The 21,524-nt window shown below is 58.2% G+C and carries 16 protein-coding genes and 2 pseudogenes; 10 read left to right on the top strand and 8 right to left on the bottom strand.

Annotated elements, in window-relative coordinates; all coding sequences use genetic code 11:
• Window positions 1–32: 32 nt before the first annotated feature.
• The 7 genes from EN859_RS32520 to EN859_RS32490 form a co-directional block, all read right to left on the bottom strand.
• On the bottom strand, window positions 33–1,697 hold the full coding sequence (locus tag EN859_RS32520) for an ABC transporter substrate-binding protein (protein WP_126038157.1): 1,665 nt from the start codon (window positions 1,695–1,697) through the stop codon (window positions 33–35).
• Window positions 1,698–2,479: 782 nt separating this feature from the next.
• A complete protein-coding gene (locus tag EN859_RS32515) occupies window positions 2,480–3,730 on the bottom strand; it encodes a serine hydrolase (RefSeq protein ID WP_126038154.1) in 1,251 nt (416 codons plus the stop codon).
• A gap of 47 nt (window positions 3,731–3,777) precedes the next feature.
• On the bottom strand, window positions 3,778–5,376 hold the full coding sequence (locus EN859_RS32510) for an ABC transporter substrate-binding protein (protein ID WP_126038151.1): 1,599 nt from the start codon (window positions 5,374–5,376) through the stop codon (window positions 3,778–3,780).
• A 992-nt stretch (window positions 5,377–6,368) separates the two neighbouring features.
• Window positions 6,369–7,052, bottom strand: coding sequence for a hypothetical protein (locus tag EN859_RS32505; protein WP_210211051.1), 684 nt, complete (start codon window positions 7,050–7,052; stop codon window positions 6,369–6,371).
• Between the two features lie 197 nt (window positions 7,053–7,249).
• The gene (locus EN859_RS32500) at window positions 7,250–8,353 is read right to left on the bottom strand and encodes a M14 family metallopeptidase (RefSeq protein ID WP_189350315.1); all 1,104 of its coding nucleotides are present in this window, start codon (window positions 8,351–8,353) and stop codon (window positions 7,250–7,252) included.
• Window positions 8,354–9,532, bottom strand: a complete 1,179-nt coding sequence (locus EN859_RS32495; protein WP_126038145.1) for a Xaa-Pro peptidase family protein — start codon at window positions 9,530–9,532, stop codon at window positions 8,354–8,356.
• Between the two features lie 470 nt (window positions 9,533–10,002).
• Window positions 10,003–11,427 (bottom strand): amidase, encoded by a 1,425-nt coding sequence (locus EN859_RS32490; protein WP_126038142.1) that lies wholly within the window; start codon window positions 11,425–11,427, stop codon window positions 10,003–10,005.
• A 118-nt stretch (window positions 11,428–11,545) separates the two neighbouring features.
• Here EN859_RS32490 and EN859_RS32485 point away from each other — a divergent pair, with 118 nt between their 5' ends.
• From EN859_RS32485 to EN859_RS32450, 10 genes and pseudogenes are all read left to right on the top strand, one after another.
• On the top strand, window positions 11,546–11,725 hold the full coding sequence (locus EN859_RS32485; RefSeq protein ID WP_126038139.1) for a hypothetical protein: 180 nt from the start codon (window positions 11,546–11,548) through the stop codon (window positions 11,723–11,725).
• Window positions 11,726–12,238: 513 nt separating this feature from the next.
• A complete protein-coding gene (locus tag EN859_RS32480) occupies window positions 12,239–13,108 on the top strand; it encodes a CoA ester lyase (protein ID WP_126038137.1) in 870 nt (289 codons plus the stop codon).
• A gap of 834 nt (window positions 13,109–13,942) precedes the next feature.
• Entirely contained in the window at window positions 13,943–15,196 is a 1,254-nt protein-coding gene (locus EN859_RS32475; protein WP_126038134.1) for an acetyl-CoA carboxylase biotin carboxylase subunit family protein, read from the top strand.
• 362 nt (window positions 15,197–15,558) lie between these two features.
• Complete coding sequence (locus EN859_RS38405; protein WP_189350317.1) at window positions 15,559–16,266, top strand: hypothetical protein; 708 nt, start codon at window positions 15,559–15,561, stop codon at window positions 16,264–16,266.
• A gap of 207 nt (window positions 16,267–16,473) precedes the next feature.
• Window positions 16,474–16,665 carry a transposase gene (locus EN859_RS32465; RefSeq protein ID WP_126038132.1) on the top strand — a complete coding sequence of 64 codons (192 nt, stop codon included), beginning with the start codon at window positions 16,474–16,476 and terminating at the stop codon, window positions 16,663–16,665.
• Window positions 16,666–17,081: 416 nt separating this feature from the next.
• A pseudogene (locus tag EN859_RS40345) lies at window positions 17,082–17,420 on the top strand (transposase); the annotation flags it as partial.
• 22 nt (window positions 17,421–17,442) lie between these two features.
• Window positions 17,443–17,724 carry a transposase gene (locus EN859_RS40340; protein WP_281015655.1) on the top strand — a complete coding sequence of 94 codons (282 nt, stop codon included), beginning with the start codon at window positions 17,443–17,445 and terminating at the stop codon, window positions 17,722–17,724.
• Window positions 17,648–18,154 carry a hypothetical protein gene (locus tag EN859_RS32460; protein WP_245455129.1) on the top strand — a complete coding sequence of 169 codons (507 nt, stop codon included), beginning with the start codon at window positions 17,648–17,650 and terminating at the stop codon, window positions 18,152–18,154. The genes EN859_RS40340 and EN859_RS32460 overlap by 77 nt, the downstream gene beginning before the upstream one ends.
• Window positions 18,109–18,544 (top strand): annotated as a pseudogene (locus EN859_RS32455) (transposase); the annotation flags it as partial. The gene EN859_RS32460 and the pseudogene EN859_RS32455, both read left to right, overlap by 46 nt.
• A gap of 338 nt (window positions 18,545–18,882) precedes the next feature.
• Window positions 18,883–20,100, top strand: a complete 1,218-nt coding sequence (locus tag EN859_RS32450) for an acetyl-CoA carboxylase biotin carboxylase subunit family protein (RefSeq protein ID WP_126038125.1) — start codon at window positions 18,883–18,885, stop codon at window positions 20,098–20,100.
• A 594-nt stretch (window positions 20,101–20,694) separates the two neighbouring features.
• Here the strand turns inward: EN859_RS32450 and EN859_RS32445 are convergent.
• Window positions 20,695–21,495 (bottom strand): transposase, encoded by an 801-nt coding sequence (locus EN859_RS32445; RefSeq protein WP_126038122.1) that lies wholly within the window; start codon window positions 21,493–21,495, stop codon window positions 20,695–20,697.
• Between the last annotated feature and the right edge of the window lie 29 nt (window positions 21,496–21,524).

The raw sequence follows: 21,524 nt of genomic DNA, 5'->3' as shown, positions 1-21,524 counted from the left end.
GGCCGACCGACCGCGCATGTGCCTTACCCGCATTATGCCTTGCCCGCCTCCTGCAGGAAAAGTTGCCCCATGGCGGTCGGTTGGACGCCTACGATATGTTTCGCCATCGCTGTCAGATGGTCGAAGAAATAACCGTAGAGCACCGGCGTCTCCTCAAGCAAAAGCCGCTGGATTTGCCCTGCAACTTGGCGCTGCGATTCCAGATCAAGAGTTCCGATGTAGGATTTGGCCAGGGCGTCATATTCTCTGTTCTGGAGATTTGCTGAATTCCAAGAGCCGTCGCTTGTGAGTATCGCTGTTAAAAAGACGTTCGGCACCCCGCGGTGGCCGAAGTCAGCTATACCCATGACCGAGTCCCGCCACGGCGATTTGCCTCTTACCGCATCGCCGTAGAAAACATTCCGGTCCATAATGTCCAAAGTCAGATCGATGCCGATCTCCTTTACCCAGCGCTGGATCAGCTGCGCATAGGCCGGGATTTCCAGATACTGCTCGGTTGTAAGCGCTACTTGGAAGCCATTCTCCTTCCCTGCCGCCTTCATCAGTTCTCTGGCCTTTCGGATGTCCTGCTTGCGCTGCGGCACGCTCGGGTCCGCGGAGGGATAGACCGAGGCGAGGGGACTGTCGTTCCCGATAATGGCACGGTCTTTCATTAGACCCGTCTTGAGCTTTTCGCGGTCGAGACATAGGGACACCGCCTGACGGACGCGCGGGTCCTTGAACACCTCACTGTCGCATTGCATGTGAACTGGCTGATGCGCGGAAGACTTTATGGTCATAACGTTGACGCTAGGATCGTTCAGTAGCGCCACGCCGGCGAGCGCGGGAAGCTTGTTGATTATGTCTACCTCTCCAGCCTGCAACGCGAGTATTTGAGGCTGGATATCAGCGAAGAAGGTAAATTCTGTCCTTGCTGGCAGCGACTTACGTCCCCAGTACTCTTCATTCCGGATGAAGCTCGCGCCCACATTTCGGGTGTATTTGTGCAGTCTAAACGGTCCGGTACCGTCCCAAGCCGTCTCGTAGTGCCCGGGATAGCTGGCAGGCAGAATGATCGCATTATAGTTGTCTGACGAAACCAGGTAAGGAAAGTTGCCGTTCGGACCGTTGAGATGGAACTCGACGGTGTAATCGTCCACTTTGCGAGTAGCGCCCGACTGAAGGATGCCCTTGAACACCGAAAGTGCGTTCGAGGAATTCTTGGGATCAGCCAGGCGGTCCATGGTGGCGACGACATCGTCAGCTCTCATCTCGCCGCCAGAATGAAATTTGACGCCCTTGCGCAACGTGAAGGTCCAGACGGAGCCGTCCTCATTGGACTTCCAGCTTGTCGCAAGCGAGGGCCTTAGCAGCAAGTCGGGCCCATCCACGCAGAGGAACTCGCCGACCTGCTGGAGCATCAGGAACGCACCATAGTCACCCACCAGGACAGGGTCGATCTCCGCCTCCGGCGCTGTGCAGGCAACCCGAATGGTTGCGCCTGGCTGGCCCGCGGCCCGAGCTACGGACGGCGCGGCGCCCAAGCCAGTTGCCAGCCCGACCCGGCCAAGAAAGGGCAGCGACAGGCCAAGCAAACTGCCATGCCGCAAAAATTCGCGACGACTTACGCGACCATCGACGTACCCATCTATTAAGTGGTTTTCGGGAGGCGTAAGGCCAGCGCGAAGATTGTCGAGCCAACTAGCATTTCGTGTCATTGACGTTCCCTTCCTTATTTCTCTTTATCTGTCTTCACTGACGTCTGACTGCTCTTGTCGGCGGAGGCGAATGTATCACCTTCAATGCGTGTACTTGACAGCGACTCGCCCGGAATTCGACTATGGTCATCGGCTTCATTGGTCCGCACTAGTTTAACCGATCGATCGAACAGCCGACGCCGCAGGCAAGTGCTGTTCGGTCCGTCGACCGTCAAATATGGGTCCCTATTGGTCAAATACTGTTTCACTATTTTTGCTATCTCGCAGCCAGATAGATCTTGGAAGACGGTGACGCCCGCCTGCGTCTCTCTTGCTCTCTTGATTGAGTTCGAGCTTGAACGGCGCAAGAGTAAGCCCTTTGACACCATGCGCTCAGAGGCCGAGCGGGCGATGAAGCGCGCGTCGTTGTCCCGCCGCCGGGCCGGTGGACTAAGAAATGGCGCTCACGGATGGGGACCCCTCCCTCCGCTATCGACGAGGTAGCCTGGCCAACATGGAGCAAGATAAAATACTCCCGCCCGGTTTCGTCCAAACACAAGCCTTGAAGCGGCAGATCCTCGGCCGTCGACTGGACGCTGCGGTGCCTGCGCCAATAGCTTTTTCACGGGGCTCGACGAGTCCTTCGAGCTAAGATTGCTTTTTGAGGCGTTCCGAGCGCAAGCAGATCCAAAAGGCGATCAGAACGTCATCGGCGTTTCGACCACAATCGGTACGAATGCTCAAATTCTTCCCAACGTCTCTGGAATCTGGACTGCTCGACGCGAGCGTGCCCGTCGTGCGGGCTATGCACGCAGCATCCGCCCCAGTGCCAGCATTTGCGGGACAGTGATCGAGTCATTCCCAGCATTTGTCAGCAGCGGGTGCGACGCGAAGCGGGCGACCACCATCTCCGCCCTCGGCGCGACATATAGGCGCTGACCGTACATGCCCCGAGCTTCCAAGGCACCCAGCTCGTTGTGTGTCACCCACCACTGGCTGCGATACGAACAGCCGGGCTGCGGCACATTGGGGCACTTCTCGGACTCAACGCCCTTTTGCACCTCGTATACGACGGACGCGGGAATGAGCTGCTTTCCATTCCACTCGCCTTCGCGACGCATCAGCTCGCCGAAGCGCGCCAAGTCACGCAAGGTAGAGCTCAGGCCGCCGCAGACCATCGGCATGCCTCCCGAGTCGACGACAATGTAGGCATTCTCCTCGCAGCCCAGCGGCGCCCAAAGGCGCTCGTGCAGGAGCTGCGCGAACGAGCGGCCGGTCGCGCGCGCCATCACCCAAGCCATGACCTCCGTGTCAACGCACTTGTACGAGAACCGTTCGCCGTGCGCGCCTTCCTTGCGTATTGTGCGCAGATAGTCGCACAAAGTTTGCGGGCCGACGTAGCCGGGCGGCCGCCACCGATAGCCCACGGCTCGGCCAAACGCCCGAACACCAGAATGCTCGTCCGTATAATCACCTGTGTAGGCTAGACCCGTCTGCATATCCATTACCTGGCGCAGCGTAGCATCCTCCCAAGCGGTGCCGCGCAACTCGGGCAGGTAATACGAGATTACCTTACCCTCATCGAGCACGCCTTCGTGCACGAACGCTGCGGCAAGCGTGCCAGCGTACGATTTTGTGACCGACTGACACGAATGCGGAAGGTGCGGCTGAAGCGCGCCAAAATAGCGCTCATATACAATGCGGCCGCGGTGCAGCACCACGATGCCGTCGGTGTAGGTGTCGAACAGCGCCTCATCGAACCGGCGGCTACGCTCGTTCGGCTGGACGAAGGTGATCGCGTCGATGTCGGCCGCCTTCTCACTACGATCGAGCGGCGAAGGCCGCGCCTCCCCGCGCGACACATTCACAGTCGCCAAAAACTCGCGCATGTGTGACAGCGACCAGCGCCTCTGCGGGAACTCGAGAAAATTGTCACCTTCACGGTTAATGCGCTTGTCCGCGGGCGGCGGTGCACCACACATCCAGCCGAGTTTGCGCGGATCGGACGCGCGGCCGTCGAGATAGCGCTGTCCGTCGAATTCGAGCATACCCATCAAGAGACCCCCAGCCTCACGTTTGTCTATCGCAACCAGCGCGCTCCTCAGACCTTCTGCATGTTCCACATCGGGACGATCATTGGCATGCCAATTGAGCCAGTGAGAGTCTTGGCGCGCGCGATTGGCGAGACGTATTTCCCCAGCCTAACATCGCCGACAAAATCCCACCAAACTCGCTGCATCTTCCGAGCCAGTGCCTCGCGTTCTTCGAGCGTTTCGACATTTGACCATTCGGCCCGAAGAGCCTCATATTCGTCGCTCTTCGGCCAGCCGTACCAAGCCTTGTCGCCATTAGCGGTTAGCATGGGTTCAGTGAGCGGATTGCCGAGGGAATAATCGGGTTCGTCCGTGATGAAGATGCTCCAGCCGCCGTCCCCGATGGGGCCCTTGTTCGCCCGGCGTGTAACAACTCCACCCCAATCGCTCGGTGCAAGCTCGGCGTTGACCCCGATCTTCCGCAGCGCCGCCGCCAATAGCTGCGAGGCATTGCTGGCTCCCGACCAATCTGTCGGCTGGAGAATGACGACCTTCTCACCGGCATAACCGGCCTCTTTGAAGAGTTGCTTCGCTTTTTCCGGATCGCCGCCCTTCTTATACCATCCCGTGTTTTCGTCGTTAGATACAGGTGTATCGTTGCCGAATATTGAAGTCACGGGGCGGCCATAGTTCGGGTTCATGACGCGCATGAAAGCTTCCTGATCGATCAGGTGGAGGACGGCTTGTCGCGTCTTGACGTTATCAAATGGCTTTTGCAGAAAATTCATGCGCAGGACCACGTCCCAGCCCGCCTTGTCCAGAACCTGAAGTTCAAGATTGGGATCACTCTCGATCAATGTGTGAAGATCGGCTGGTGGCGACTCAAAGTAATCAATCTCGCCTGCTTGCAGGGCTGCCAAAGCTGTCTGCTGATCGCTTATGTTATCCCAGGTGACGCGATTGACCTTGACGATCTTCCCGCCGGCGAATCCATCGGGCGGGTTATTGCGCGGTACGTACTGTTCATTTCGGTCATAGGCAAAGCTCGCGCCAGGCCTGGCAAGAGCCTCATTGAACTTGAACGGTCCTGATCCGATATTCGTGCTCACCTGTTCGGTCGCAGGGTGATTAGCGTCCTTCTCGCGCATGATGAACAGGCACGGCGTCGTAAGGTCCGCCAGGATATGGATCAAAAGTCTAAGTGGCTCTCTGAGTGAGATCGTGAAGGTCTTGTCATCCTTCTTCGAAATATCCTTCGCTCGTTCCATGATCAGTTGTCCGCCGGGAGCCACCTGGGCCCAGCGGCGGATCGAGGCCACACAGTCCGCCGCAGTGACGGGAGTGCCGTCGTGCCAGCCTAGGCCATCCCGCACCTCGAGCGTATATGTCTTCTTGTCGTCGGATACGCCCCACTTTCCCACCATTTGAGGCTGCGGCATAAACTTGGAGTCGAGTGCGAACAGCGTGTCGTAAATTGCCGCGCCATGGTCAGCGGTGATGCTAGCCGTCGTCCAGATCGGATCGAAGACACGGAGTTCTCCGGTCTTCACCATGCGGACCATCTGTGCGGCGGTTGGCGCTGTCTGTGCCCGCAGAATCGAAGGGATCGATACAACCGTTCCTGCGGCCATGCCGATCTTAATGAGGTCGCGTCGAGAAATCGTCATCTTCTAGTTCCTCCCCTTTGAGCCACTGGCGCGGTTAATCCGCACCTATCAGTGCTGTTGACGCTACGCGTGAGGCATTTCGATCTCAAAAGGGCAGACCCTCATTCTCCCGCGAATGACCTGACCACGAGACAACATCCTGAAATGGGTAGCATCTCGGCACGGAGAGCTTGCGCCAAAATGCGGTGGCTACTGAAATGCGAGCCGCACACGGGCGGCGTGCTTTGAAATGTGGTCAGCATCTGCATGCCGCATGCGGCTTCTCATCTTCGGGCGGACACGTACGAGCCGCTAGACGTCATGTTCCCGGTCAGCAGCGGTGGCCGGTTCTTCGTGTGGGAACGAGGGTTGCTCCGGGCAAGCCGAGTCTCGTGCATCGGGGGCGGACCACGGGAGAGTAGAGCGAGGCGTTTGTCGCATTCGCCGTCGCGCAGCGAAGCACGCGTGGCTGTCGCCGAGGGGCCGGAGGGGGCCGGTTTCTCGGCGGGGTTGAGAACAGCGCGGCGGCAATCGAGCTGACGCTCAAAAGCTGGTGAGGCGACATGGCCGGCTCCATGTCTGTTTCGAAGCTGGCCCGTCCGGTTACCGGGAGCCTGGCCAGCTTGCATGGTGGTCGCTCCGGCCCTTGTTTTCCCGAGGTGCTCCTGGGGGAGCGCGTCAAGACCAACCGTCGGGGTGCTGTCACGCTGGAGCTGACGGGGGTCTGGGTTCCCGGCGCTGTCCACGCCGCGCCAACTCGCCGCCGGCGCCGATCGGCGTGCCGTCGGCGCGCCAACACGCGGCCCTAGTCATGCACCGTTCGCATCGAACCGGATTGCACTCATCCCGCCGCCAATGTTGCCAACTGCCGCCACATGACCGCGGTCGCGCATTGCCCCAGCACACCTTTCCGGCACCGAAGCCTCTACGCAATCGCAGCGTCCAGCGCCGCTGCGCCTCCAACGACTTGGCCCAGCGCACCACGTTCGCGGGAACCGGCGCGTTGTTGGACGTCACACAGGGGGACTGACTTCTATAAGCATCTTTGCGAGAGTTACGAAGTCTGCGACCAACAAGCCAGTGTCGCGCCGAACTGCTTCTGCTGCGAGTGTGAAGCCGGCGCATTCGAAAACGAGTGCACCTACCGTTGGCTCCGCATTCAAAAGCGATTTCGCCCCCGCCAGTACATCGGCTGTGATAAGGTCGGGAGTGGCGTCGGGGAAGGTGTCTGCAAGCCGCTGCCACGTTAAAGAGCCTTCGATACCGCCAATTGCTACGTCTATCTCGGTTGACGACCATCCGGCCCCAATGAGATGGCGTTCAGCAAGTTTGGTAGAGTCATAGGTCAGAATTCCTACTTTGCGCCCCAAAGGCAGACTCTTGGCGACAAGCGGCACGAGCGCGAGGCTCGACATCACAACAGGTACAGAAACCGCTGCCGCTACTTCGGCTTGATGCAGTGAGCTGAAGCCGCAGTTGGTGGTTATGGCTGCCACACCCTCGCTCTCCAGCTTTTGTGCTCCACGGATGTAGGCATCCTTTACTGATCGATCGCCAGCCACAAGCCTGGCCACGTTTGCACCTTCGACGGTCAGGCACTTGATCGGAAATTGATGTGTTTCGGGCGCGCACAGCGCTCCGGGATGACCGATCGGTCTATTTTCGAGTTCCAAAATCCCCAAAGTCTTGTTATTCACGGCGCGTCTCCTGATCGGAACATTTTTCTAACCGTTGCCTTAGATTGCACCGGGCGGCTTGGCTCGACTGCTGCCGTGACGTGGTAGATGTTGTGGCAGTGCCTTTGGCGCGCAAGCTAGGTACACACACCAATCGCCCTCCCTCGCGCCACTATCATGCCTCACGTGCATGACGTCGCTCGATAACGCGCCAACCTTCAAAACTGTGCAGGCCACTCAAACATTTGGCGATGCACCTGGCGGCTGCGCCAAATGATCATTTCCCGCCAGTCCGCTGATCTCGGATCGTAGTGTTCGCGAAGACGTAGGCGGATAGCTCCTGCGAGTTTGGGGTCTACATCTGAATTTTTTGCCAACCAGTGGTCCTCTCGCAGGACACGTCGACCGTTCTCAGGATCAAACGTGCCGAATTCAAGCGCCACATACACGTGCCGTTCACCAAGCAGCCGCTGCCAAAATTCATCAATACAGCCACGTATCGGCACTGACGACGACGTCCCGAGATCCGGCGAAGTGACCGATCGACCGAACATTGCCAACGCACGCTCATATCCAGCCAAGCCAGAGGGCTGCTCAGTCTGAAGCTCTCCGTAGCCGAAGGGGCCAAGACCCGTATGTGTGTCAACAATCACTACCCGATCTCGTGACTTCAGATCAAAGTCCTCGGCAATATTCTCTAGCATTAAACGAGAATGGCTGGGACCGAACCCTCCAAAGAACACACCATTGGGGTGGCTGTACTGGCCAGCCTTCCTCGCTGTTTGAAACGCGACTTCGCCTCTTTCCTTGCGGAATTCCTCAATAGCCCTCTCGGAAGCCTCGAACACCGGCCCCTCGACTTCTGCCGGGACCAGGTAATCTGCAAGTGCGTCGTAACCGGGATTGGCTGGAACAGGTTGCGAAAAGTCTACGAAGTTTCGATTTAGATCGCAGCCCTCCTCCGTCACGCGGCGATTCCATGCAAACCCGTAAGGGTTGAGTGCATGTATCATCAGCATCGCTTGGCCCGGCGTCAGCGAGTCCGCAATGCCCCTCCGCGTCCAGTCCACCTGTCCAGCGGAGCCGCAGTAGCCCTCGACGCCGTGAGTGGCCGAGATCAATATGCCGAGATGATGTGCTTCTGGATCGCCAAACCAAGCGACGTCAGTGAACAGTTCCTCGCCTCCGGGTCCCCGGGCTGGCGATTTATATGATCTGGCTGACTTGGCTGAATCAGCGAGCTTCAGGAACTTCTCGCGCGCTTCGAAATACGTCTCTGAGAAGCTCTCTGAGACGTCATGCAGTATCTCGTCTCGCATCATTCAGTCCTTAACAATCAGCTCACGAGCGGTTCTGGTAAGCGCCTCATAACCACCGTTAGTAACAACAAACGACTGGGTGATCGTGATGCCTGTGTCTTTGAGCCAAAGGCCGGCCATCAAGTGGAGTGCCACCCCGGGCTGAAGAACTGTGTGATCTCCTCGACGAATACTTGCCGTACGCTCGCCCCAGGTCGGCGTATAGGCGACTCCTATCGAATATCCCAACCGGTTCTCTTTCTCGATGCCGTGAGCGCTCATAGTCTTCCGCCATGCCAGTTCGATCTCTTCGCATGTCGCTCCCGGCCGCACCACATCAAGGGATGCGTCGATGCCTTCAATGACGTGGGACGCCAAATCACGGTAACTTTGAGGCGGTTCACCAAAGTAAATCGTGCGGCTCATCGGAGCATGGTAGCGTAGCCGGCAGCCGGAAATTTCGATATTTGCAACAGAGTTGGGGTCAATAGGGCGATCACTGAAAATCGGGTGAGCTTCACGAGCTCGTGCGCCGAACCCCATATGAGGCGGGCTAGTCGCGGGAAGCCCACCGAAAGACTCGGTTCCCGACATTTGTGCGTGGTAGATGGCTGCCGCCACGTCGCACTCTCTTACACCGGGAGCGGCGACTTCAACAGCGCGAGCCATCATGCGCTCGGTGATCTCGCCTGCTTGTCGCATATATGCGACTTCTTCGCCGCTCTTCACAAACCGCACCCAGTTCACAAGAAGTTCGGCGTCCTTGAAGTGAACGTTGGGCATTGCCTTCACAAACTCCGCGTGGTCTCGAGCCGTGTAGTAGTAGGCACCCATCTCAACTCCCACTACATTCGCGCTTGGCGATTCCTGCAGTATCATTTCGGCAATGAACTGTGACGCGTGCCGATCCGCAGCTTGAACATAGACATCGGGATACGGGATTATGCGGTCGGCTGGGAGGTAGGTCGTGACATGCGCGGTTGCCGAGTCAACCAGTCTCCCAATCCACAGGGGCAACTCAACATCTTGGAACACGATTAATGCCTGAACAGTATAAAATGACCAAGCGTCGTATCCACTTAGATAATATAAGTTCGCTGGCTCCGTGACGACAAGTACATCTAGACCAACTTCCGCCATACGCTTCTTTACGCGGTCCAGTCGCGACCTGTACTCAGCTTCGGAAAAATTTAGAACGCGCATTCAATCACCCAAAAGAGTTTTCGACTGGCAAAAACTGGAGAGACCAGCGCTGACAGGTCGAGGCTTGCCATTGCTTTGCCGAGCGTTACGGTGCGGCGACAGCGCGAACTGTATGAATGCAACCGACAAAGTCCAATACAGATACGAGGGTCCGTTCATCGCGAATCGAGATTGAAGTAGGTAACCGGTGCTGCGGCCCTTCGATTATCTGCCTAAGGGGCCCTACTCGGAGTCTTTGACATCTGCACCCCGTGGACGAGCGGCTCCGGATAAGCCGAAGGTCTCGCCCAGGCCATGGGTGTTCGACTTAGCCGCGGAAGTACCAAGACCGGACATCTACGGGCACAAGCCCGCGATTAGCCGTGCAGAGAAGTGATTTTGTTGCTTGATGGAGAACTTATGCGACAACATCGCGTTGGTCACGAACATTGCTAGCATTCAGATTGGAAACTGTGGAGGGGGATCGTCAGCTACCCTGCTCGAACCTTTGGTCGCCGGACGCTCCAGGGTCTTGCCTCCTCCAGATCACGTGCAACACGGACCAGTGTGGCCTCGTCGCCAAACCGGCCGACGATCTGAAGACCGATCGGCAGCCCGCTGGCGCTTTGCGCCAAAGGCAACGACACCGCAGGTTGTCCGGTGACGTTGAATACGCCAGTGTACTGACATATCGCCGTATCCGCTTCCACATATTCCTCTGCGGAGACCGCCGGGTTTGTCGCAGAATAGATGCCGCCATGCGGCACGGCCACGATTGGCATTGTGGGCGTCAGCAGAATGTCGAAGGCATGGATCGCCTCGCCCACACGGAAACGCATTCTGCGGAGCACCTCTTGTAAGTCCACCGCTCGGGAAGGAGGTAAACTGCGGCTAAATTTATAACGTTTAAGACTGACCGGCTCCAAGGTGTCCGCAGTGATAGTGCGCTCCATGGCCCGCGCCGCTATTTCGAGCGAACTCGCGGTCGTTGGGACGAGATAAAGTTTGCTGTAATCGACGGGCTCATATGGCGGGTCGATGTCTGTTACCATGTGCCCCATCTCCTGCAGAAGCGTTGCCGCCCCCTCAACAGCGTGCAGCACCTCGTGATCGAGGTTAACGCGCCCCCAACTCGTTCTCGCGACCCCGACCCGAAGACGACCGGTGGGCTGTGAGAGCTCCTCCACATAAGGACGGTTCGGCTGGACAATGATAAAGGGATCACCGGGATGGGGACCGGAAAAGACGTCCAGCGCGGCGGCCATATCACGCACTGTCCGACATAATACAAACTCCCGAACTAGGCCGGACCCTGCGTCCTGACGGTCCGGGCCGCCGGAAATGCGTCCGCGGGAAGGGTTCAGCCCGACAAGACCGCACCACGAAGCCGGGATGCGAGTTGAACCGCCGCCGTCGCTGCCATGGGCAATAGGAGTAATGCCGGCGGCCACCGCCGCTGCCGCTCCTCCTGAAGAGCCTCCCGCAGAGCGTGCCAAATCCCATGGATTGCGGGTGATGCCATTGAGACTGGATTCGGTCATGACCGTAGACCCAAGCTCGGGCGTTGTTGTTCTTCCGACACACCGGAGACCTCCGGCTCGGGCTCGACGAAAAAAATAGCTGTCGATCTGGGGACGAAAGCCTTTGAACAGCCGGCTTCCCTTTTCCTGGAGGCGGCCAGCTTCGGTGGCCCCGATATCCTTGCGCAAGAAAGGCACGCCATGGAAGGGCCCACCGTCCGCGCCGGCAACATTTTCAGCATCTTCGTAAAACTCGATGACAGCGTTGACGCGCGGATTAACCTCATCATAAGCCTCGCGAGCTAGCTCCGTTAATTCGAGAGGCGTCACTTCGCCGGCGCGTGAGAGAGAGGCCAAACCGGTGGCATCGTGCTCGACGTATTCACTTAGCTTCATTTGCAGCTATCCTCTCACCCTTTGCCTGCTGTCGGGCAGAAGGCATTGGCACGCACAGCGCGATTTTGAATTGTTAATCAGAGCTCGATGCACCGGAGGTAGCCGTTCTCCAACAGGAGTGCAGGGGCAAGATTTCGGCCTGAACCAGTACCTACAATCCATCCCGAGTCCGGCGCTGGTCAAATATAGTTTCGCGATTGATTTATCTGAAATTCAGATGGCAAAAATGCTGGCGCCGCCCATTACCGATCCGGTGGATTTGATTGGCTCTCTTGCTACTGTTGCAATGATGAGTTGAGGCAAAGAGCTCTCGACGAATTTCGAACGGTCGGCTGCGAACTTCGAAGGGCTGTCAAGGCGACCAATCCGTGATCCGGCTGTGCGTGCGTTGGGTATTTTCGCGTGCTGGTCACCCGCAGCCCAACATTAGGTAGGACAAGAACTGCCTCACGCGGCTCAGCTGCAGTTGCGTGGCAGCAGAGTTGGATTTTCCGTTCTCGAGGTGCTCGAGAAACGTGGCGATCATGTCGGCGTAGAGTCTCCCAGCTTGTGCGCGGCGACCACACTGAGATCCGCTTCCTCTACTTGGCGGCCGTCTTCTGCAAGATCCGGGTTGCGCCTCGCCCGCGCCTCGGGCTCGTTCGCCTATGCTGCATCGCTCCATGGCCGCCTCTGTCGTCATCTAGATCGCCCCTCAAGAATCGCGCTTCCATCTGGACTCCAGATAGTTGACGACAACAAAATATGTTTGACGATCTCAACAGGCAAATTGACAATCCCGCTTAACAAAGGACTTGAGAAATCAGTGGCCATGAACCAAGCCGAGGATGTCCATTGGCGCTCACTTCTCTTCGTTCCGGCAGACAACGCGCGTTATCTGGAAAAAGCACGCACTTCTCGAGCCGATGCCATCGTTCTCGATCTTGAAGACGCTGTTCTGACGGAACACAAAGCGGAAGCGCGCTCTGCGGTTCAAGGCATGGCCAGGAGTGTTCGCACCGGCTCACGAGACGTCCTTGTGCGCATCAACCGGCCCTTGTCATTGGCCGTCCGCGATATAGAGGCCGCCGTCTGTGGCCATGTCAAAGCGATCGTGGTGGCGAAATCTGCCGGCGCGGGGCATCTGGCGCTGCTGAGTGAGGTTCTCGATGAACTAGAAGCTGCGTCGGGCCTATCGCGGGGTCATACAAAACTCTTGCCTCTTATCGAAACTGCCGAGGCCGTAGCTCGGCTGGAAGAGATCGCATCCTCTCCGCGTGTGATAGCGATCGCATGCGGCGATGAGGACCTCGCCGCAGTGCTGGGGTGCGATCCGAACTCGGAAACCGTCATCGCGGTGAAGTATCGGCTTGTCGTAGCCGCGGCCCTTCGGGGAATTCGGCCGCTCGGCCTCTTGGGCACAATCGCAGAGTTTCGGGACATCGAGAAGTATCGCTCCTTCGTCCGGCGATCGCATGATGCCGGATTAAAAGGGACGTTGTGCATCCATCCTAGCCAGGTGGACGTCGCGAATGAAGGCTTTGCGCCAGATGACGAGCAGCTTGAGTATGCGAGACGCGTCGTCGAGGCCGCTGAAGTTGCTCGCAAGAGCGGTGCGGCAGCCGTCGCTCTAGATGGAAAGATGATCGACACACCTGTGTTACGCCGCGCCGAGAATGTGCTGAAGGCTGTTCAGTTGTAAGCCCGATGCCAGGCGGCATTGCATTCCACCCCTTCTAATCACTGAAAGTTGGCAATGTCTTTCATTCGCTAGCAGGTTTGGTGACCGGAGGGCAGCCTCAAGTCCCTCAAGCATCGCGTTCGCAGCAGCACCTTTCGGTAACTCTTCTAGTCGGGGTCGGAGAAAATGGGCAGGGTGGCCAGCGCAGATGGGGATCCAATTTTGCCGGCGACGTTCGAGCCGGTCGAGAACCCGACCTTTCGTTCGATCTGGTTCCCCAAGCCGGTTTCCAGCTCGGACTCGAAAGATAGTGTGTTGACGTGTTTTCAGAAGTGCCAACTCTGGTGGCTCGACGCTGCCACGACACCCGGCTCGGACCATTCGGCGGTTCATCTCTGCGGAGGCTAAAGTTTACTGTGACTCTCGACGTAAATATCGAGAACGAACTGCCTCTCTTCGCTGATTTCGAATCACGTGGGGCCGCCTCACACGGTAGTTGCCGTGCCAGAACATGGTGCGGTGCAGAAGCCGGCATCGCGGCTCCTCGCCGTGATCAGCGCCCCGCGCACAAGTCTTCGCGTTCAAATCTAGATTGTCGACCGACCATTCAAGATTTCTCACTTTTCGATTAACAGCGCCGCACACAGCGTCACGATTGCAGAGCGGATCGTGACGCGTGCCACACCGCCGTGACCAAACGTTGCAGCAAATTCTTCAAATAACGTTCGCAGACTCTTTGCAACTGCAAATGGCTGGGACTGGTAATACGTTGACCTACAGTCTGAGCCAGGCACGGCTGAAACAACGGGTTTCGCTCGGACCGTCACACATCACTCAACGTTGGGAAAACAGCCAATGGCAACAAGAACGCTCATCCTGATTGAAGGCACAAGGGGTAATGGTCCGCTATACGTTCAAGCGGCCCAGCGCCTTGGTCTTTATACAATTACCCTGTCCGCTGATCCAGCTCAGTACGACTATCTTGCGGCGGGAAGCTTTGAGGCGATACGTGTGGACACAGGCAGCCTCGATGCGCTGATCCGTGAATGTACCCGACTATGCGTGACCTATGACATCGCTGGTATTACGACTGCCACGGAGTCGTTCTATGCGACGGTTGGGAAGCTCTGCCAGCACTTCGCTTTACCGGGACCCAACCCGGCATCGGTTGAACGATGCTGCGACAAATTCGTTCAACGTCAGCTCCTTGCGCAGGCCGGCGTTCCAATACCTGAATTTCGCTTGGCAGTGGATGCGGCGGACGCAGAAAGCTCCGCCGTGAAGATCGGCCTCCCGGTTATTCTTAAGCCATCCGTTGGCATCGGCAGCAGCGGCGTCCGTTTGTGCTGCAATGTCGACGAGGTAACCGAACATATGACCTATTTGTTGGGCGGAAAGCACATGTGGCTGTCTTCACAAAAGCAACGTAAATGGCAGTCCTCGCCAGGAATACTGGTCGAAGCGTTCGCACAGGGGCCCCATTATATCGCTGAGATAATGGGGAATGAGGTCATTGGAATCAGCGCCGCTGGCTTCGGTCCGCCGCCGCATTTCGTCTTTCGTGAGTTGACCTTTCCGGCCCTGCTGACTGAGGACGAGAACAAACGTATCGCCGCTGTTTCACTGAACTGTTTGCGAGCTCTCGACCTTGGCTGGGGGCCAACGTGCATCGAACTCCGGTGGACGAAGCTTGGCCCAGTCGTCATTGAAGTCAATCCGCGTCTTGCTGGCGCGCCCGATCCTCAGCTGATTCAGCTGGCTTACGGTGTCGATCTCATCTCCGAGCACATCAAGCTTGTCATCGGCGACGAATGCAATTTGAGCAGGAGGCGTTCGCAGACTGCGGCTGCGCGTATGTTAGTCCCTGATGACGATGGCACCCTCGACTGGATAGATGGAAACAGACAGGCGGCTGCTATATCAGGTGTCGCCGAGGTCAAATTATATGTTGAACCCAAGACGCTGATCGTTAGGAAAGGCGATGACCGAGACTGCCTCGGACGTGTTATGGCCGTCTCACCCAGCCCTGCCCTGACCGCGGCGATTCTCCAGCGTGCCGTCGATTCAATTCGTTGGTCCATCACACCATCTCCGATGCTTGGCGAATAGGAACAATCTGCTGATAGAGACGCATCGGAGTATGGGTACGCTGCGGATCAGGTGACCCATAAGAATTGCTCCGCGAGGGATGGGCTACATGCGGCGACCGTAGCAACCACGCAAACGGCTTGTGGTTCGCAGGAGATAATCGCCTTCTATTGGTCTGAGCTAGATGGATCCGCGCTTTCCCCCGGGGAAGCACTTTTGTTGAGGTCTGGACGATGCAAGCGGCAACACGAAGGATCGGCATATGACTAGCAGCGCGCAAACATGGCCAAGAGTGCGCGGCGATTGCGATCGTTTGCGCAGCAGATGCAGCTGGTGGGTGCATTTGGACGCCCATTCGAGCAATTTTTGAAGGAGATGCATCCATGTCATCGCAGACCCCGCGTTCTCTAGGAATTCTGAACCTCGAACGGGGGCTGCAGCCTGGCGCCCCGCCCCGCAAGCCGAAGCCCGGATCGATGCTGAATCCCGCCACCTTCGACTTCCCGATCATATCGGAAACGGTGGCGGGAGCTTGGGCGGATGTCGTCATCCGCGGAGATCCAACGCTCGAGTCGGCCTGCATCGCGGCCGCCCGGCGCCTAGTCGAGCGAGGCGCTGTGGCAATAAGCGCAAACTGCGGCTTCTTTATCCGGCATCAGGCAGCGGTGGCCGCGTCGGTGAACGTCCCCGTGGCGACATCAAGCCTGCTTCTGTTACCGATGTTGCTCCGCCAGTTGCCGCGGCCCGCCAAGATCGCCGTCGTGGCCGCCGACTCGACGTGCTTGGTCGAAGACCTGCTCGGGGTTGACGATCCGACCGATCGGGCAAGGGTTGTCATCGGCGGCATCGAAGGCGGCAAGTTGTGGAGAAACGAGATGATGCGTCCGCCACTCCCGACCGACGTCGTCGATATTGAGATAGATGTAGCCGCCTGCGTCGCGCGACTCCGCGCCGCGCATCCGAAAATCGCGGCGATCCTGTTTGAATGCACGGCCTTCCCGTTAGTCACGCCCGCGATCCGCAACATCATCCGATTGCCCATATATGACATCACCACCCTCTGCCGGCTGACGTTCGCGTCGATCAACTGACGCCGTCGTTGCATGCCCCCAAGACAGGCCGTTGTGCTGGCAATACGTGAGGTTGACCAATATTTCGGGCATGGTGCGATTGCCGGCTTTGACGAAGCCGGTGAGCACGCCATGTTCTGTAAACGCAGCCCAATCCATCTGGCGCGGCATGAAATGGGCGAGAAATGATGACAGGAAGGAGCCGAGAAGCTTGCGCTGTCAATTTGTATGTCTGCGCCTATGGCTCCGGGCGCGAATGTGTCGGCGATCGCGCGACAGGCTGGACTGGCGACCTCGCAGCTGTTCGGCTGGCGGCGCAAGGCGATCAAGAGCGGTGCGGTCACGCCGCAGCGGGATGCGGATCGGCTTGGCTTTGTCGGGGTCACCCACCCGGCGTCTTCAACGGTCGAGATCTGTTAGGCGATGTGGCATTCGGGCTGGCGCCGATGTCGGCCAGGATCATTTGGCCAGGATTATTCGCGCGGTCCGCCTGGCATGATCCCGGCCAGCGTGAAGGTGTTTGCCGCCAGCCATCCGGTCCGTTTTAGAAAGGTCCCGACGGCCTTATGGCACCGATGGTGCGATTGCTGGCTCGGACCGTTATGCGTTGGGCGAGTCTATGCGGTGGAGCCGGTAGTGTGCTGAGAGTTCTGCAATTCGCTTGAGAGAGGGCGGTCATGGCAGGCTGGTGATTGTTCACGTCACCTGATTCCCGCGAAGGAACGCCACCATGACCAAGACAGAAGGTAAATCGACCAGCGCTGCCGTCAAAGACATTCTGCTTTTTAATACTACAGTTGTTGATCAGTTGATTTTGTGATTCCCTTCGCGAGGTTATGGAGGGAATCATGTCTGTCGCGTCGTGGTCAGGGTCTTTGTTGGCCTGGGAACAGGAGCTCTCGGCGCTGAAGGCGCGGGTTGGGCGGGCGCTTCCTCGTCGTGAGCTGCGGGAGACGGGCACAGATTTCCTTGACGGCCTTCTTTCCGGCATTGAGCGCAAGACCGGCTGGCTGATGGGAGAGCAATCCGGAGCGGAGCGGCCTTATCGGGTGCAAGCGCTGTTCGGGCGCAGCCACTGGGACGCGGATCGGCTGCGAGACGAGGTTCGCGATTATGTAGTGGAGGCGTTGGGCGATGCGGATGGCGTCCTGATCGTCGACGAGACGGGATTTGTGAAGAAGGGCGATCGTTCCGCCGGTGTTGCGCGTCAGTACTCGGGAACGGCGGGCGGATCGAGAACAGCCAGATCGGCGTGTCTTGGCTTACGCGAGTCGCTACGGTCAAGCGCTGGTCGATCGTCGGCTTTATCTGCCGCAGAGTTGGACAAAGGATCGGACGCGGTGTGCCAAGGCGTCATTTCCGGAGACGGTCGAGTTTGCGACCAAGCCGAAGATGGCGCGCCATGGTCGAGGCGGCGCTCGATGCCGGCGTCCCATGCGCTTACGTTCTTGGCTACGCTGTCTACGGGGCGGACAGTAGCCTTCGCCGGATGCTGGAAGCTCGCGAGCAGCCCTATGTCTTGGCGGTGCGAAGCGCTCACTTCATGCGCCGCCGGGAGGATCGTCGGTTTGATGAAACCTCGCCCGAGGAACTGGCCGGCGAACTCGCACCCGAGGACTGGGCCTGTCATGCGGCAGGCGAAGGCGCCAAAGGGCCCCGGCTCTACGACTGGGCCCGTATCCGCCGCCCTTGGACGTCAAAAGGCGGCTTCGAGCATTGGCTTCTCGTCCGCCGCAAGCGATCGACATCCGGAGAAGAAGCCTACTACCTGATCTTCGCCCCGCCCGGCTCCTCCTTGGCCGAGCTGGCGGCAGTGGCCGGCCTGCGTTGGGCGATCGAGGAGTGCTTTGAGCGCGCCAAGGTTCGGAGCGAGCCCTGGTGGCGACGCTTGCGGAGATGTATGTGCTAGGGGTCTCGACCCGCAAGGTCAAGGCGATCACCGAAGAGCTGTGCGGCCATGCCTTCTCGGCCTCATCGATCTCGGCCATCAACAAACGCCTGGACGAGAGTTTGAAGGCGTTTGCCGAACGCCCGCTTCAAGAGCCTTTTGCCTTACCTCATCCTCGATGCCCGCTACGAGAAGGTGCGTGAAGCTGGCATCGTCATGAGCCAGGCGGTGCTGATCGCAGTCGGCATCGACTGGGATGGGCGGCGCCAAATCTTGGCCGTCGAGATGGCCAATCGCGAAAGCCGCTCGGCCTGGAAGGACTTAGCCCTCAGGGGCGTCGAACTGGTCGTGTCCGACGACCATGCCGGCCTTGTGGCGGCGATCGGCGAGGTGATCCCGGAAGCGGCATACGTGCCGCGTGGCCAGCGGCAGGTGCATAGGCCACCAAATCTCTTGGCCCAACGCCTTTGAGCTCGCGTTCAGCATCTCGTTCACGATGAACCGGCCGTCTCATCAAACTGGCTTCCCCGGAAGCATCCAACCTTGGAAATTGATCGAGAAGCTCCATGCTACGCCGGGGGGCAACCAACGTTGCAACAGATCCTTCATACCAATTCACAGAAATTTTGCGACCACACACCTCCGCTAATAGTACATTAACGGCAAAGTCTGAGGTCAGGGACAGCTTAAAGCTGATGCCGATTTACGCTTGGACCGCGCACCAGCATGCAATATCGGAGCAACAGCCAATGGCAAGAAGAGCGCTTATCCTGGTTGAAGGTCATCGGGGAAATGGTTTGTCATACGTCCAAGCAGCCCAGCATCTTGGCCTTCATCCAATTACCTTGTCGGCCGACCCAACTCAGTACAGCTATCTTGCTGCGGAAGAGATCGAGACTATCCTTGTCGATACAGACAATCTCGATGCTTTGATTCGCGAATGTTCTCAGCTACGTGCGACCTATGACATTGCTGGGATCACGGGCGCCTTGGACTCAGTCTATGCGGCAGTCGGCAAGCTCTGCCAGCATTTCGATCTACCGGGACCGAACCCTAGATCGATTGAACGGTGTAGTGACAAATTCACTCAACGTCAGCTTCTCGCGGGGGCTGGCATTCCAATTCCTGCTTATCGCTTGGCAGCGAATGCAACCGACGTACAAAGCTCTGCTGCGGAAATCGGCCTTCCGGTGATTCTAAAGCCAACGGTAGGCAGCGGCAGCAGGGGTGTCCGATTGTGCCGCGACGTCGATGAGTTAACGGAACATACGGACTATCTGCTGGGCGGGAAGCACACATGGCGGTCTTCACCGAGAATACTGATCGAAGAATTCGCACAAGGCCCGTATTATTTCGCTGAGACAATGGGAAATGAGGTCATTGGGATTGGCGCCGGTGACTGGGGCCGCCCACCGCATTTCGTTTGTCGAGCGATGACCTTTCCGGCCCTGCTGAGCGATAACGAGCATAAGCGTGTCACCGATGTTTCGCTAGGCTGTTTGCGAGCTCTCGGCCTTGGGTGGGGTCCGACGAACATTGAATTCCGGTGGACGAAGCTTGGACCAGTCGTCATTGAAGTCAATCCGCGTCTTGCTGGCGCGCCCGAGCCTCAATTGGTTCAACTGGCTTACGGTGTCGATCTCATCTCCGAGCACATCAAGCTTGTCATCGGCGACGAATGCAATTTGCGCAGAAGGCATTCGCAGACTGCGGCCGCGCGGTACCTAGTTCCTGATCGCGATGGCACTCTCGATTGGATTGACGGCCACAGTCAGGCGGCTGCTATACCAGGTGTCGCCGAGGTCGAATTGTATGTTGAACCCAAGACGCCGATCGTTAGGAAAGGTGATGTCCGAGACTGCATAGGACAGATCATCGCCGTTTCACCCAGCCACGCTCGGACCGAAGCGATAATCCAGCGTGCCGTTGACTCGATTGATTGGTTGATCACGCCGGTGAAGTCCTAAACTTGCTTCTCTACTCGGCGTGTTGAAGTCGAGCGCTTGCGAGCTTTCCGCTTCGCCGGCATCTGATGTTCTTTCGCGGCTTTTGCTTCTCTACGGGATTGGCGCTCAGGCCCTCCCTCCATGGGATTCAAGTGAACGAGGTGAGCAATCTGGAAAGCGTCCTGCCGAAGCGGAACAAGCAAGTTTGCGAACTCACCTCATTTGTTGTCCGCGAGGGACAATCGTCCCACCGGCAAGTGGGAACTTATCGTCTGGCTCCTTCCGGCTTTTACATTTCCTCCTTCATCAATATTCCCCTCTCCGGTTCGACCCTGCGGCCATCTTCACGTCCCGACCTTCTGCGGCTGGCCGCCTTGCGCAGTGGTCGTCAAGGGTGGGTCCCGACAGCGCCATCGCGTAGGGACTTGGCGCCCTTTACGAGCGCGAGCACGGCGGCAGGCTAGGTTTGGTTCGGCATGAGTTCCTTCCTGGTCCAGCGGAACTGTATTCCGTCGCTCCACATGCGATGCATGATCACCGCCAACCGCCGTGCAAGCACGACGATTGCTTTTCGCATGCCACGCCGCTTGACGATATTATCGACCAAGCCTTTAGTCACGACCACTTGGACACGCGCGCCAGCAGGACCTGCGCGGCTTCATAGAGCAGCGCGCGCACCATGGCGTCGCCGCACAGCGAGATGCGGCCGACCCGGCGGCTTTCGCCCGACTCACTAAGCATCGGTGTCAGGCCCAGGACCGGGCCAACAGCTTTGAAGCTGCGGAGCGGATCGCAATGTCCATGGTTGCGGTGTAGGCTAGCGCCGCGACCGGCCCGACCCCCTGGGACCGTCATCAGACGGCACCTCCCATCCTCCCGAGCGAGCACCAGAACGTTTCGGTGAAGGGCGGCAAAGTGCTGGCGCAGCTTGCTTCGTGCATCGAGCAGCGGCTCAAGGAGCTCGATCAGGTCGGGCAGGCCTTCGGCGAGCTCGTGGATGCGTTGCTCGAATTTTGCGGCACTGACCATGCCCACCTTGAGCCCCGAAATTGCGCAGATCCCGCGGATGTCCTTCTCGATGGCAATCGCCCTGTCCTGCAGCAGCTTGCGTGCCGACAGCAGTGCCCGACGTTTCGCACCATCTGGGCACCGCAGGAATAGATGCGATCGGATTTGTTCGGCTGGGCCTGGAGAAATGCCTTGATGTGCCGGGTCTCGATGCAGATCACCGGCAAGCCAGCTTTGGCAAGACGCTCGAACAGCCATTGGATAAAGGTCCGGCTTCAAGCCCGATCCGCTCAAAATCCCAAGCAGGATCCTCGAGCACCCGCGCAAATCCACGGGATGGCTTGCCACTTTCATTGCCCGGTACACCTTGCCTGCTTCATCGATGATGCACACCGCCGGCTCTTTCACCGAGCAGTCCAATCCGGCATAGTGTTTCG

This window comes from Mesorhizobium sp. M00.F.Ca.ET.216.01.1.1, assembly GCF_004010325.2.
GTDB lineage: Bacteria > Pseudomonadota > Alphaproteobacteria > Rhizobiales > Rhizobiaceae > Mesorhizobium.
The sequence above is the reverse complement of the archived record's forward strand: the minus strand, read 5'-3'. Positions and strand labels throughout refer to the sequence as shown.